Origin of the sequence: Actinomycetospora sp. (genome assembly GCF_036497585.1) — a bacterium.
Lineage (GTDB): Bacteria > Actinomycetota > Actinomycetes > Mycobacteriales > Pseudonocardiaceae > Actinomycetospora.
Genome location: NZ_DASXJD010000034.1, coordinates 1 through 13,269, shown reverse-complemented (window position 1 = coordinate 13,269; position 13,269 = coordinate 1). Strand labels below are relative to the sequence as shown.

Annotated in this window: 11 protein-coding genes; 5 read left to right on the top strand and 6 right to left on the bottom strand. The window is 75.3% G+C overall.

Features of this window, described 5'->3' with window-relative positions:
• A partial coding sequence (locus VGH76_RS03080; protein ID WP_331555142.1) for a GAF and ANTAR domain-containing protein occupies nt 1-752 on the top strand: 752 nt, incomplete at its 5' end.
• A 12-nt stretch (nt 753-764) separates the two neighbouring features.
• Here the strand turns inward: VGH76_RS03080 and cydD are convergent.
• The 4 genes from cydD to VGH76_RS03060 form a co-directional block, all read right to left on the bottom strand.
• Nucleotides 765-4,190: a thiol reductant ABC exporter subunit CydD gene (gene cydD / locus VGH76_RS03075; RefSeq protein WP_331555141.1), complete on the bottom strand. Its 3,426-nt coding sequence runs from the start codon at nt 4,188-4,190 to the stop codon at nt 765-767.
• A complete protein-coding gene (gene cydB / locus VGH76_RS03070) occupies nt 4,187-5,287 on the bottom strand; it encodes a cytochrome d ubiquinol oxidase subunit II (RefSeq protein ID WP_331555144.1) in 1,101 nt (366 codons plus the stop codon). The genes cydD and cydB overlap by 4 nt, the downstream gene beginning before the upstream one ends.
• Nucleotides 5,288-5,345: 58 nt before the next feature.
• Complete coding sequence (locus VGH76_RS03065; protein ID WP_331555140.1) at nt 5,346-6,740, bottom strand: cytochrome ubiquinol oxidase subunit I; 1,395 nt, start codon at nt 6,738-6,740, stop codon at nt 5,346-5,348.
• Nucleotides 6,741-6,819: 79 nt separating this feature from the next.
• On the bottom strand, nt 6,820-7,272 hold the full coding sequence (locus VGH76_RS03060; RefSeq protein WP_331555139.1) for a CBS domain-containing protein: 453 nt from the start codon (nt 7,270-7,272) through the stop codon (nt 6,820-6,822).
• Nucleotides 7,273-7,460: 188 nt separating this feature from the next.
• Between VGH76_RS03060 and VGH76_RS03055 the strand changes: the two genes are divergently transcribed.
• Together VGH76_RS03055 and VGH76_RS03050 are read left to right on the top strand one after the other, a co-directional pair.
• Nucleotides 7,461-7,595: an Hsp20/alpha crystallin family protein gene (locus tag VGH76_RS03055; protein WP_331555143.1), complete on the top strand. Its 135-nt coding sequence runs from the start codon at nt 7,461-7,463 to the stop codon at nt 7,593-7,595.
• 68 nt (nt 7,596-7,663) lie between these two features.
• Complete coding sequence (locus VGH76_RS03050; protein ID WP_331555138.1) at nt 7,664-8,506, top strand: universal stress protein; 843 nt, start codon at nt 7,664-7,666, stop codon at nt 8,504-8,506.
• A gap of 123 nt (nt 8,507-8,629) precedes the next feature.
• On the opposite strand, the gene VGH76_RS03045 is transcribed toward VGH76_RS03050, so the two are convergent.
• Entirely contained in the window at nt 8,630-9,043 is a 414-nt protein-coding gene (locus VGH76_RS03045; protein ID WP_331555137.1) for a pyridoxamine 5'-phosphate oxidase family protein, read from the bottom strand.
• Nucleotides 9,044-9,271: 228 nt separating this feature from the next.
• Between VGH76_RS03045 and VGH76_RS03040 the strand changes: the two genes are divergently transcribed.
• Nucleotides 9,272-10,714 carry a GAF domain-containing protein gene (locus VGH76_RS03040; protein ID WP_331555136.1) on the top strand — a complete coding sequence of 481 codons (1,443 nt, stop codon included), beginning with the start codon at nt 9,272-9,274 and terminating at the stop codon, nt 10,712-10,714.
• Between the two features lie 72 nt (nt 10,715-10,786).
• Here VGH76_RS03040 and VGH76_RS27880 read toward each other — a convergent pair whose 3' ends face one another.
• Nucleotides 10,787-11,131 carry a nuclear transport factor 2 family protein gene (locus VGH76_RS27880; protein ID WP_414637657.1) on the bottom strand — a complete coding sequence of 115 codons (345 nt, stop codon included), beginning with the start codon at nt 11,129-11,131 and terminating at the stop codon, nt 10,787-10,789.
• Between the two features lie 77 nt (nt 11,132-11,208).
• Here VGH76_RS27880 and VGH76_RS27875 point away from each other — a divergent pair, with 77 nt between their 5' ends.
• Nucleotides 11,209-13,125: a hypothetical protein gene (locus tag VGH76_RS27875; protein ID WP_414637656.1), complete on the top strand. Its 1,917-nt coding sequence runs from the start codon at nt 11,209-11,211 to the stop codon at nt 13,123-13,125.
• The last annotated feature ends 144 nt before the right edge of the window (nt 13,126-13,269 follow it).

Here is a 13,269-nt window from a genome sequence, read left to right as displayed (position 1 = left end):
ACGCGACGGGGGTTCTCATGGCGGACGACCGGGCCGAGGCGATCGCTGCGGCGTTCCTGCGGCTGACCGACACCCTCGTGCAGGACTACGACCCGGCCGACTACATGGCCGATCTGACCGACCGGGCGATCACCCTGTTCGAGGTCACCGCCGCCGGGGTGATCCTGGAGGACCCGCAGGGGCGCGGGCTGTCGGTGGCGGCCGCGTCGTCGCGGTCGTCGCGGTTGCTCGAGGACTTCGCGATCGCGACCGAGGCGGGCCCGTGCATCGACTGCGTGCGCACCGGCTCGACGATGATCAGCCCCGACCTGGAGCGGGACGCCGACCGGTGGCCGCGGTTCGTCGCCGGCGCCCGGGAGGCCGGGTTCCGGGCGTGCCACGCCGTCCCGATGTGCCTGCGGGGGCAGGTCATCGGGGTGCTGACCCTGCTGCACGACGCCCCCCACCTCCTCTCCGACTCGGACGCGCGGCTGGCGCAGGCGTTGGCCGACGCGGCGACGATCGGCCTGCTCCACGAGCGGGCGCTGCACCGTGCCGAGGAGGTGGCGGGCCAGCTGCAGCACGCCCTGAACAGCCGGGTGCTGATCGAGCAGGCCAAGGGGATGCTGTCCCAACAGGCGGGGATCAGCCCGCAGGAGGCCTTCGCGGTGCTCCGTGCGAGCGCCCGCCGCAGCAACGTGCGTCTGGCCGTGCTCTCCGAACGGGTCATCGCGGGCGTCGTCGACCACGCGGAGCTCGCCGCGAGTCGTTGATCCCCGCCCGGCTCAGAGCGCGCTGCGGGCAGCCGCGCGCGGAGGGCCGGAACCCACCACGACCGACGGCAGACCCGGGAACTCGTCCGGTCGGTGGGTGACCACGAGCGCGGTCCGTTCCCGGGTAACCCCCTCGATCTCGGTCGCCAGCTCGGCGGCCGTGGGCGCATCGAGGTGCGCGGTGGGCTCGTCGAGGACCACCACAGGGCGGTCGGCGAGCAGGACCCGGGCGACGGCGAGGCGCTGCCGTTCCCCGCCCGAGACCGGGCCGCCGTGCTCGCCGAGCGCAGTGTCGAGCCCGGCGGGCAGCACCGCGTACCAGTCCGCCAGCCGGGCCCGCGTCAGGGCGTGCTCGAGCTCGGCGTCGGTCGCGTCGGGCCGTGCCAGGCGCAGGTTCTCCCGCAGGGTGTTGTCGAACAGGTGCGCGGCGGCGCCGGACCAGCCCATCCGGGAGCGGACCTCGTCGGCGAGCATCGCGGCGGTGTCGGTGCCGTCGAGGGTGACCGCGCCGCACCGGGCGGCCAGCGTGCGCATCACCGCGGCCAGCACCGTGGTCTTGCCGGCCCCGGACGGGCCGGTGAGCAGCATGCGATCGCCGGGCAGCAGGGCGAAGTCCACCCCCGCCACGGCGTCGCTCGCCGCGCCGGGCCAGCGCACCGCGAGGTCCGCGGCGGCCACCGCCGGGTCCGCGGGGACCGGTCGCGGGGAGTCCGGGTCCGCCACCGGCGCCTCGCGGGCCTCCAGCTCGGCGAGCCGACGGGCGGCGGGGAAGGCCTCGGCGGTCCGGGTGGCCGCGTCGGGCAGGCCCGCGACGAGCTCGGCGGCGGCGAGCGGGGTGAGGGCCAGGACCGCGAGCGCGGTCGGGGCGAGCGCACCGGTACCGAGGGCCGCGATGCCGACGGCGGTCGCGCCGACGGCCGCGAGCCCCGTCGCCAGCACCCCCAGCCCGGCGCCGAGCCCGCTGGCGCCGGCCTGGGCGCGCTCGAGGCGCCCGAGCCGGTCGTCGAGCCCGGCCAGGCGACGCCGGCGGTCCGCGGCGGCGCCGAGCACGAGGAGGTCGGCGGCCCCGTCGAGGAGCTCCACGACGCCGGCGGAGACCTCGGCCCGGGTGCGCGCAGTGGCCCGGGCCGCGCGACGGCCGGCCGCCGTGGCGAGCGCCGGTGCCGCGACGCCGGCGACGACGAGGCCGGTGGCCAGGACGAGCGCCGCCATCGGGAGCAGCGCCGCGAACAGCGCCACGACACCGAGGCCCGCGAGGAGGGCCGAGAGCCCCGGCACGAGGGCGCGGACGACCACGTCCTGCTGGGCGTCGACGTCGCCGGTCAGCCGGGAGAGCAGGTCGCCCCGGCGCAGGCGGGCCGTCGTCGCCGGGCCCTGGCGGACGAGGGCGTGCCACACGCGGACCCGCAGGTCGGCCCCGAGGCGCAGGGCGGCGTCGTGGGTCACGAGCCGTTCGAGGTAGCGCAGGACGCCCTTGCCGACGCCGAAGGCGCGCACGGCGACGATCGCGACCATGAGGGTCAGCACCGGCGGGTGCAGGGCGGCCGCGGAGATCAGCCAGGCCGAAGTGGCGGTGAGCGCGAGGGTGCAGCCGAGCCCGGCGGCGCCGAGGACCACGGCGAGGCCGAGCCGGCCCACCCGTCCGCGCACGGTGCCCGCGAGCCAGCGCAGCGGGTGGACCGCGACGGCCGGGGCCACGAGGGGGACCGCCGGCGCGGACGGGGACGCGGCGGCCACCGGGTGCGCCGGGCGGAGCGCCGTCGTCGTGGCGTGGGGCGCCCTCGGGCGGGGCACCGGGAGCGCCGCGCCGCCGGCCACGGCCACCACGCGGTCGCACGCGGCGAGGACCGTGTCACGGTGGCTGACGACCAGGGCGCTGCGCCCGGCGAGCGCGCCGGGCAGCGCAGCCACGATCGCCGCCTCGGTCTCGGCGTCGACGCCCTCGGTGGGCTCGTCGAGCAGGAGCAGCGGGCGGTCGGCCAGCAGGGCCCGCGCGAGGGCGACCCGGCGCTGCTGCCCGGTCGAGAGCCCGGTGCCGCGTTCGGAGACCTTCACGTCGAGGCCGACGTCGAGCCGGGCCGCCCGGGCCGCCGCCGCCACGTCGTCGTCGGTCGCCCCCGGCCGGGCCAGCCGCACGTTGTCCGCCACCGTGCCCGCCACCAGCACCGGCCGCTGGGGCACCCAGGCGACCCGCTCCCACCAGGAGGCGGCGTCGAGGTCGGCGAGGTCGACCCCGCCGACGGTGATCCGCCCACGGTCCGGTCGGCGCAGTCCGAGCAGCAGGTCGAGCAGGGTGGACTTGCCCGCGCCGCTGGGGCCGCGGATCCCGACGGTCTCGCCGGGCTCGACCCGCATCCGGAGCCGGTCGAGCACGGGTCCGGAGCGGCCGTCGACTGTCACGCCCTCGACCCGCAGCGCGACCCGCGAGGGGTCCGGCGCCGGCCGGCGGTCGGCCCCGCCGGACGCGGGTGCCGTCTCGAGCACCGCGAAGACCTCACCGGCCGCGGTGAGGCCCTCCATGCTGTCGTGGAACCGCGCGCCCACCGCCCGCAACGGGAGGTAGATCTCCGGCGCCAGCATGATCGCGAGCAGGCCGGTCGCGAGGTCGAGGTGCCCCTCGAGCAGGCGCAGGCCCACCGACACCGCGACCAGGGCGACCGAGAGGGTGGCCAGCACCTCGAGCACCAGCGCGGACAGGAACGCGACCCGCAGCGTGCGCATGGTGGTGCGGCGGTACTCGTCGGCGACCGCCCGGAGGCGCTGCGACTGACGTCCCGCCCGGCCGAACGCGACGAGCACGTCGAGCCCGGCCACGAGGTCGAGGAAGTGGTGGCCGAGGACGGCCAGTGCACGCCAGCGCCGGGAGGTGTCGTCGCGGGTGTGCAGCCCCACCAGCACCATGAACAGCGGGATGAGCGGGACGGTCGCCGCGACGATCACCGCCGCGACCCAGTCGGCGGTGAGCAGCCGGATCCCGACGAGCACCGGGACGGTGGTGGCCAGGAGCAGCGTCGGCAGGTAGCGGCGCAGGTAGCCGTCGAGCGCGTCGACCCCGCGGGTGGCCAGCGTCCCCAGCTCGGCGGTCGAGGGCAGGCGCGGGTCGCGCGGACCCAGCATCAGCACGTGGTCGACGAGGTCGGCGCGCAGCTGGGCCCGCACCCGGGCGCTGGTGCGCACGGCCGCGGCCTCGGTGGCCCAGGTCAGCAGGGCCCGCCCGGCGACGATCGCGGCGAGTACCAGGAGCAGCGGGGTGAGCAGGCGGAGGCCGTCAGTACCGAGGCCCTGCCCGTCGGCGAAGGCACGGGCCACGGTGCGCGAGAGCAGGTCGGCCTGGGCGACGACGAGCCCGGCCGCGGCCACGCCCGCCGCGGCCGTGAGCACCACGAAGGTGCGGGCCGGGCGGACGTGGCGCAGCAGGCGGGGGTCCAGCGGCTTCACCGGGTCCCCTGGGCGGCACCGGGGTCGGACGGCTCGGTGGGCTGGGGCTCGGTCGGCTGGGGCTCGGCCGCCGCGGCGTTCGAGCGGGCGGGGAGGCCGGCGGCCGGCGGGATCGCGCCGCGGGTGATCCGGCCCCGGAAGACCCAGTAGGTCCAGGCCTGGTAGCAGAGCACCACCGGCGTCACGGCGACCGCCACCCAGGTCATGATGCGCAGGGTGTACGGCGTCGAGGAGGCGTTGAGCACGGTCAGCGTGCCCGCCGGGTCGGTCGACGAGGGCAGGACGTTCGGGTAGAGCACCCCGAACAGCGTCACCGTCGTCGCCACGATCGCGACGGCGGTGGCGGCGAAGGCGCGGCCCTCCCGGCCCTGGCCGACCGTGACGACGGCGACCACGAGGGCCAGTGCGGCCACGGCGGCGGGGATCAGGGTCCAGCCGCCGCCGTGGTCGGTCTCGGTCCAGATCAGGAACGCCGCGGCCACCGGGACCGCGACGGCGGCGATCCACAGGGCGGTCTGGACAGCGCGGTCCCGCAGCTCGCCGTCGGTGCGCAGCGCCACGAACACGGCACCGTGCAGCAGGAAGACACCGAGGGTGGTCAGCCCGCCGAGCAGGGCGTACGGGGTGAGCAGGGTGAGCAGCGTGCCGGTGAACTCGTGGTTGGCGTCGAGCGGGACCCCGTGGACGATGTTCGCGAACGCCACGCCCCAGAGCAGGGCCGGCAGCGCCGAGCCCCCCATGATCACGGCGTCCCAGCGGCGCCGCCAGCGCGGGTCGTCGACCTTGCCGCGGTACTCGAACGCGACGCCGCGGCCGATGAGGGCGACCAGGATCAGCAGCAGCGCCAGGTAGAAGCCCGAGAAGAGGCTGGCGTACCACTGCGGGAAGGCCGCGAAGGTGGCGCCGCCGGCGACGAGCAGCCACACCTCGTTGCCGTCCCAGACCGGTCCGATGGTGTTGATCATCCGGCGGCGGTCGACCTCGTCGCGGCCGAGCACGCCGAGCAGCGCGCCGACCCCGAAGTCGAAGCCCTCGAGGACGAAGTAGCCGGTCCAGAGAACCGCGATGAGCAGGAACCAGATGTCGGTGAGTGCCAGGCCGAACACGTCGGTGCCTCGTTTCCGTGTCGGAGGGCCGTGCCAGGAGGGGTCGGAATCAGTAGGCGACCGCGAGCGGCCGGGGCTCGTCGGAGGACTCGGTGGGGGGCGGCGGGAGCGGGTCCGGCCCGCGGCGGGCGTAGCGGACGAGCAGCCCGACCTCGACGATCGCGAGGACCGCGTACAGGACCGTGAAGACGATCAACGAGGTCGCCACGGACCAGGGCCCGACCGAGGGGGAGACGCCGTTCGCGGTCTTCATCAGTCCGTAGACCGCCCACGGCTGGCGGGCCGTCTCGGTGAAGATCCAGCCGACGGAGTTGGCGACGATCGGGAAGCCGATGCCGGCGAGCGCGGCCCAGGCGAACCAGCGTTGCGTGGGGACCTGCTTGCGCCGCTGCAGCCAGGCCCCGACCAGGGCCAGCAGGATCGCGAGGGCGCCGAAGCCGATCATGACGCGGAAGGACCAGTAGGCGACCGGGATGTCGGGGACGTAGTTGCCCGGACCGAACTGGGCGACCGAGGCCTGCTGGATGTCGTTGATGCCCTCGACGGTGCCGTTCGGGCTTCCGGTGGCCATGAAGGAGAGGACCCTCGGGACCCGGATGCTCCAGAGCTCCTGCGAGCCGTCGAGGCTGCCGATGGTGAACAGCGAGAACGACGCGGGCGAGGATGTCTGGTAGAGCGCCTCGGCGGCCGCCATCTTCATCGGCTGCTGCTCGGTCATGAGCCGGGCCTGCAGGTCCCCGGTGATCATCGTGCCGATCCCGGCGACGACCACCGTGACCAGCGCGAGACGCAGCGAGGAGCGGAAGACCGCGATCTCGTTGCGGCGCACGAGGTGGTAGGCGGCGATGCCCAGGACGAACATGCCCGCCGTCAGGAACGATGCGGTGATGGTGTGGAGGAAGGCCCCGACCGCGGTCGGGTTGGTGAGCACGGCGCCGAAGTCGTTCATCTCCGCGCGGCCGTTCGCCGGGTTCACCGCCGACCCGACCGGGTGCTGCATCCACGAGTTGGCGGCGAGGATGAAGTAGGCCGAGAGCATGGTGCCGATGCCCGCGATCCAGATGGTGGCCAGGTGCACCCGCTTCGGCAGGCGGTCCCACCCGAAGATCCACAGTCCGAGGAACGTGGATTCCAGGAAGAAGGCCAGCAGCCCCTCGATGGCCAGCGGGGCGCCGAACACGTCGCCGACGAAGCGGCTGTAGTCGCTCCAGTTCATCCCGAACTGGAATTCCTGGACGATGCCGGTGACCACGCCCATCGCGAAGTTGATCAGGAAGAGCTTCCCCCAGAACTTGGTCATGCGCAGCCAGCGCTCGTCGCCGGTGCGCACCCAGGCGGTCTGCATCCCGGCCACCAGCAGGGACAGCCCGATCGTCAGGGGGACGAACAGGAAGTGGTAGACGGTGACGATCCCGAACTGCCACCGCGCCAGGTCCAGCGCCATCTCTCTTGCCCTCCCGGGTCGTGTGCGCGCCGTGTCGGTGGCGCCGGAGGGGAGCGTGCGCCGGGAGGACCCGGGAAGATCAGGGTCGGACGTCCTGCGGGAGGTCCCGAGCGGCGGGGTCACCCGGCTCGCCGGCGGCGGCCGGCCGGTCCGATCCGGCCAGGCCGTCCAGGACGTCGGTGGCCGTGACGATGCCGACCACGACGCCGTCGTCCATCACCAGCGCCGCGTCCATCCCGCCGGCGAGGATCGCCCGGGCGGTGGTGGCGGCGTCGGCGCCGAGCGCCACGGTGGGCGCCGGGTGCCGGGCGAGGGGGCCCACGTGCCCGGCCACGCCGTCGACCGCGGCGGCCACGAGGTCGACGTCGACGAGGACCCCGATGCAGTGACCCCGCCGCACGACGGGTACGTGCCGCAGGCGCGAGCGGTGCATGAGCTGCAGCGCCTCGGCCACCGTCGTCGTGTCGTGGACGACCTGGACGGGGCGGCTGGGGTCGACCACGACCTCGTGTCGGACGTCCTCGACGCTCATGGGTGCCTCCGGGTACGCGAGCTCGATCCCAGTCCACTCCGCGCGGGCCCCGCCCGCCCGGGCCGGAGGGCCCGTCCGCGGGGGCCGCGCGGCCGGGAGGGAGCCGGTCGCGTGGCCCTGGGGCGGGGCGGCGACCCGTCGCAGGGTTGGGAGCCTGGAGGTGGAGATCATGACGATTCAGCCGCCGGCTGCCGCTGCCCCAGGGCGTGGACGCCTCGGCGGTGACCGCGGCCTCCAAGGACGGCATCCTCACGGTGCGCGTGCCGCTGCCCGAGGAGCCGGGCAAGGCCGAGCCCACGCCGACGGCGGTCGAGAAGGGATGACCACGACGGCGGTGGCCCCGGAGGGCCGGGATGCGTCCGCGTCCCGGCCCTCCGGGTGTCCGGGGCCTGTGGCCCCGGTGGTCGTCGGGGCGACCCCCGACGCGGACGACGCGGTGGCCTGGGCGCTGGGCTATGCCGGGGGACACGGCGCCCCCGTGCGGCTGGTGCGGGCCTACGAGCCGGGGGACCTGTGGCCCGGCGGTGTCGCGTGCGCCCTCGGGGTGCCGCGGGCCGGCCTCCGCGACGTGCTCGCCCGGGCGACCCTCACCCGCGCGCGTCGCCTCGTCCGGGCCGCCGGCAGGCCGACCGACGAGGAACCCTCGATCGACGTCGTCGAGGGTCGCCCGGTCGACGCGCTGCTCGCGGCGGCCCGCGGAGCCTCGATGGTCGTCGTCGGGCACCGCCCGCGGCCTGCCGAGGCGGTCTGGGGGTTCGGGTCGGTGGCACTCGGTGTGCTCCGCCACGCCCCCACGACGGTGACCGTGGTCCGCTCCGCCGCGCCCGACGGTGCGGTCGTCGTCGGCATGGACGGCACGTCGACCGCCCGGTGCGCGCTGCGCCACGGCCTCGCCGACGGCGCGGTGCGCGGCGTGCGCACGGTCGTCGTGCTCGCCGGGACCGCGGTCGTCCCGGCTTGGCTGCACCGGCAGGTCGAGGAGGCCGCCCGCGCGCTGCGCGACGCGGGGACGGAGCCGGGGCCGGTCGACGTGGTCGCGGTCGAGGGGCCGCCCGGCCGGGCCCTGCTCGTCGTCGCCGCGCGGCAGCACACCTCGGTGCTCGTCGTCGGCCACCGCGAACGGGGGAGGACGGCAGTGATGATGCACGGCTCGGTGGGGCAGGAACTCGTGGCGAAGGCGCCGCTCCCGGTCACCTTGGTGGCCCCGGATCCGGCGGTCGGTGAGCACCGGTGAACCGGCGAACGGACTCCGACATCGCCCACGCGGTCGAGGTCGACCTCGACCACGCCGACGCCGTCGCGGCCGTCACCGCGGCGCTCGCCGAGCGACTCCCTCACCGGCACCCCGGGGGAGTGATCACCGCCGCAGGGCGAGGGCGACGCGGTGGCCGCTGAGGCGTTGCAGGGGGATCACGAGGGTCCTGGGGGACCCGTCCGGAGTCGGACGGTCGGCGCCGTTGCCCGCCCCGCGGGCCTCGGCGAGCTCCCGGACCTTCCCGGTGACCAGCACGCACAGCCCGCTGCCCTCGCCGTCGACGGTGTCCACGGTGAGGGCCAGCACGCTGCCCTCTTCGACGCCGGCGAGGCCGCTGCCGTCGGGGACGGAGAACACGATCCCGTCGTCCACGAGGTCGTAGACCACGACCTCGACGGCCGGCAGCGCCGCCTGGTGGTAGACCACGCGCGCGATCTCGCCCGCGGCCAGGGCCGTCAGGCACGCCTCGCGGTCGATCTGGCGCCCGCGCTGCGCCACCTGCACGCCACTCGTCACGTCGACCTCCCGCCGCCGTTGCCGTGAGGGATTCCCCTTCCGTGCCCGGAGGAACCCGCTGTTGGTGCGGTCACCGAGCATCGACGTTCGTTCCGCGGACAGTGACGGATGGGATCTCCATGGTGTGCTCCGGCCGGGGGCTGACACCGGTTCCGTGAGGTCGTAGCGTCGTCGCGATCGCGACGACGTCGAGACGAGCAGCGATCGGGACCGATCCTCGGGGCGACGATGATGAACGACTCCGCGGGCGGACCCCCCCGCGAGTGGGACGTGTCCCGCGGGGCCTACCCCTCCTCTCCGGACGGGACGGCGACGTCGCTGGACTTCCCCCGGGTGGCGCGGCTGGCGCTGGACGAGCTCCTCGACGAGCTGGTGTCCCGCGCCGAGGAGGTCAAGGCGACGCAGGGCCGCCTGCGCGGGCTGCTGGCCGCGACCCACCACATCGCGGTCGGGCTGGACCACGACGAGCTGCGCGGGCGCATCGTCGAGAGCGCCCGCACCCTGACCGGCGCCCGCTACGCCGCGCTCGCCGTGGTGCGCGAGGGCCGCTTCGTGGACTTCGTGCACCGCGGCATGGGACCCGCGGAGGTCGCCGCGATCGGCCGGCCGCCGGTCGGCACGGGCCTGATGGGGTTCATGGCGCAGCACCCCGAACCGCTCCGTCTCGACGACATGTCGCGCCACCCGGCCGCCGCGGGGCTCCCGGAGCACCACCCGCCGGTGACCTCGCTGCTCGCCGTGCCCGTCCGGGTCCGCGGTGCCCGGTACGGCACCCTCCTGCTGGGCGAGGCCCCTCGCGGGCGGTTCGGGGACGACGACGAGGAGCTCGTCGTCGCGCTGGCGGCCGCGGCCGGGCTGGCCATCGAGAACGCGTTGCTCTACGACGACGCCCGGCGCCGGGAGCGCTGGCAGGCCGTCTCCACCCAGATCACCCGTGACCTGCTCGCCGACGACCTCGCCGACCGCGACGAGCACGGCCGACCCGCCGGACAGGAGCGGGAGCTCGGGGACCGCGCCGCCCGCGAGCGCTGGCACCGCCTGCTCGAGCTGGCGATGGCCACGGTCGGGGCGGACGGCGGTGCGATCTGTGAGGTCCCCGCCGAGGACGAGTGCTCGGTGCTCGTGCTCGCAGCCGCGGGGACGCTGACCGACTGGCGCGACACATCGACGCCGCGGGACGGGTCGATCACCGACGCCGCCCTCGACGCCGCCGGCCCGGTCCTGATCGACGACATCGCCGGCGATGCGCGCACCACCGCGACGGCGGCACGCGTCCCGCGGATGCGCCGCGCCGTCGCCGGTCGGCTCCACGGTGCCGACGCCGGCCGGTCGAGGGTGATCATGCTGGCCCGCGACGACGGGGGCGCGCCCTTCGGCCCCCTCGAGCGCGACATGATCGACGGCCTCGCCGACCACGTCGCCACGGCGCTGGCGCTGCACCACGCCCGGGACGAGCGCGCGGCGCAGCGCCGTGCCGACAGCAACGAGCGCCTCGCCCGCCACCTCAACGACGAGGTGATGGGTCAGCTGATGCGGCTCGGCCTGGACCTGGCCGGCCTCGCCACGCAGGTGTCCCCCGATCTGCTCGACGACGTCCTCGGGCACATCGACACCCTCGACCACCTCAGCCGGCACATCCGCGACACGGTCTTCTCCCTCGACGTGTCGTAGGTGCGCTCCCGCGCCCGTGAGCACTTTCCGGGGCCATAACCCCGGAAAGTGCTCACGGGCGCTGGAGCGCACCTACCGCTCCTGCAGCGAGTACCGGACGGTCTGGACGCGGATGGAGTCCCCGTCGAAGACGAACGTGTCGACGCCGTCGGTGGCCTGGCTCGAGGCCGCGACCGCCGCCCACTCGATGTAGAGGACATCGCCCTCGTAGACCTGGACGGGCACCTCCCACGAGGCGTTCGGGAGGTCGTCGAGCAGGTCGGTGAACGCCTTGCGCACACCATCCTTGCCGTGCAGCACGCCCTTCGCGGTGATGAACACGGCGTCGTCGGAGTAGTCCGAGACGATGCCGTCGATGTCGCCGGCCACGAGGGCCTCGGCGTGGTGGGCGAAGATCTGCTGGGGCGTGCGCGACATCGTGGATCCCTCCGGGTCGGTTGCTCCCCAGCCTCGTCGGGTGGGGAGGCCGGCGGGAGGGTCGAAGGTCCCTCGAGGTGCGCGAAGCGCACCTCGGCGAAGAAGCGGTGGACCTCGGCCCCGTAGCGGCGCACGATCTCCCGCTCCGCGTGCTGGAGTGCCGCGGGATCCGCCGCCCGCCCCGCGTCGCGCAACGACCGGCGGGCCGGCTCCTCGGCGATGACCTCGAGGAACAGCTCGGCGAGCAGGAGGCGGGCGGAGTCCCGGAAATGGCCCCGGCCGTCGAGGTAGAGCTGCACGGTCGGGGCACCGGTGTTGATGAGGATGCGGCGGCGGGCGGGGTCGTAGACGGCCCGGTCGCCCTCATCGTGCAGGTGGCACAGGTCGTAGCCCTCGAAGAGCATCTCGCCGTGGTCGCGCGCGACCCGGGGGCGCGCCGGGCCCGGGACCGTGGTGGGGGTCCGGCGCCCCACCGCCGGTCCGCGTGGGTGGGGCTCGTCGACGACGACCTCGCACCACGCCCAGTACCGGCCCGCCCGCGCGGCCAGCCGCCCCCGGGCGCCCGCCGTGTCGCCGATGAGCGTCCAGCACGGGCACTCGCCGTCGGGGAGCTCATCGACCGGGCGCGAGGCCGGCGCCGGGTCGATGCGCATGCTCGCGGGCAGGTCGCACTCCAGCGTCAGGACCTCCGTCGGGTCGAGCCGCGCCCGGTCGACGAGCAGCTCCACCGTCGCCGGGCGGCCGGGACGGCGCCGGTGGTGCACCGTCGCGAACCGCAGCGCCGCCGGCGCCCCGGTGGCCTCGGCCGGGGACGCCCCGGGGGAGACGCCGAGGTCGCGGCCCGCGGCCTCGCTCATGTAGAGCAGCAGCCGGTCGATGGCGTGGCCGATGCGGTGCGAGGTGGTGGCGTGCTCGAGGTGCCGCAGCTCGGCCCGCTGCGCCGCGACGGGTCCCGCCAGCTCGGCGCTGACCGCCCGGGACAGCGCCGCGACGAGGGGGTGCCGCGGGTTGAGCCCCTCGCGGTCGTCGCCGATGACGTCCTCGCCGGCGCCGAGCCGCTCGGTCAGCACGGGGCAGCGCAGGGTGCCGAAGAGGTACTCGGTCCCCACCTGGTTCTCGTGCTCGAAGAGTTGGCAGTCGAGCACCGCCGGTCCCGACACGACGACGAGCCCGTTGGTGCGGTCGTCGCCGCGCAGCGTCAGCTCGGTGTCCTCGGCACGCCGCAGCGTCAGCCGGTACCCGTACGAGACGCCGTCGTGGACGAAGGTGCCGGGCCGGTCGGGGCCGATGAGAGTCCGCGCGGGCGGGTCGAGGTGGCGCACCCGCTCGCAGCGCTCCACCTCCCGCCCGTTCTGGACGTGCACCAGGTCGACGAGCCGGCGCGTCAGGACCTCCCGCAGGTTCACGTTGTCGGCGACCGTGCCCAGGAGAGTCTTGTAGTGCGGGATGGTCGTGGCGGGGTCGTCGACGACGATCGTGACCTGCGTGCCGTTCGCGGGGATGTCGAGGCGTCGCCGGTCGTCGTCGAGCGCGGGCCGGTCGCTGCCGTGGTCGTCGAACAGGTAGGTGCCGTCGGTGTCGCGGAACAGGTCGATGGTGGTCAGCCGCCCGTCGCGCACCGACTCGATGCAGCCGTGCCCCGGCCCGAACACCGCCTGCTTGAGCCCCCGCCCGAAGTAGCCGCGCCCCGTCCCCTCGCCCCGCGCGAGCGGGCTGTGCGCCGCGCCGTAGGCGACGATCGTGGCGGCCTGCCCGAACGCGATGCCCTCGGCCCGGTCGGTGACCTGCAGGGTCGTCCCCTCGGCGTGCCGTTCGTAGACGACCCGGATGCTCCCGGACGGGCCCGGCTCGTCGGGACGGGCGCGGGAGTAGCTGTCGTCGCAGTTGGTGATCAGTTCGACGAGCGCCTTGTCCACCGAGGCGAAGCGGCGCGAGTCGATCCCGATCACGCGCTGGTCGACGGGGACGGACGTGCGGTCACGTGCCCTGGCTAATCGTGCCGCCGGGGTGCCACACGGCCGATGGTCCCGCGGGCAGGGCTCACCCGGCCGGCCGGAGGACACCCGGATTCAGCCGCGGGGGCTCCGGACCGAAGGCGTTGTCGCATGATCGACCTGCAGGCGATCGACCACGTCGTC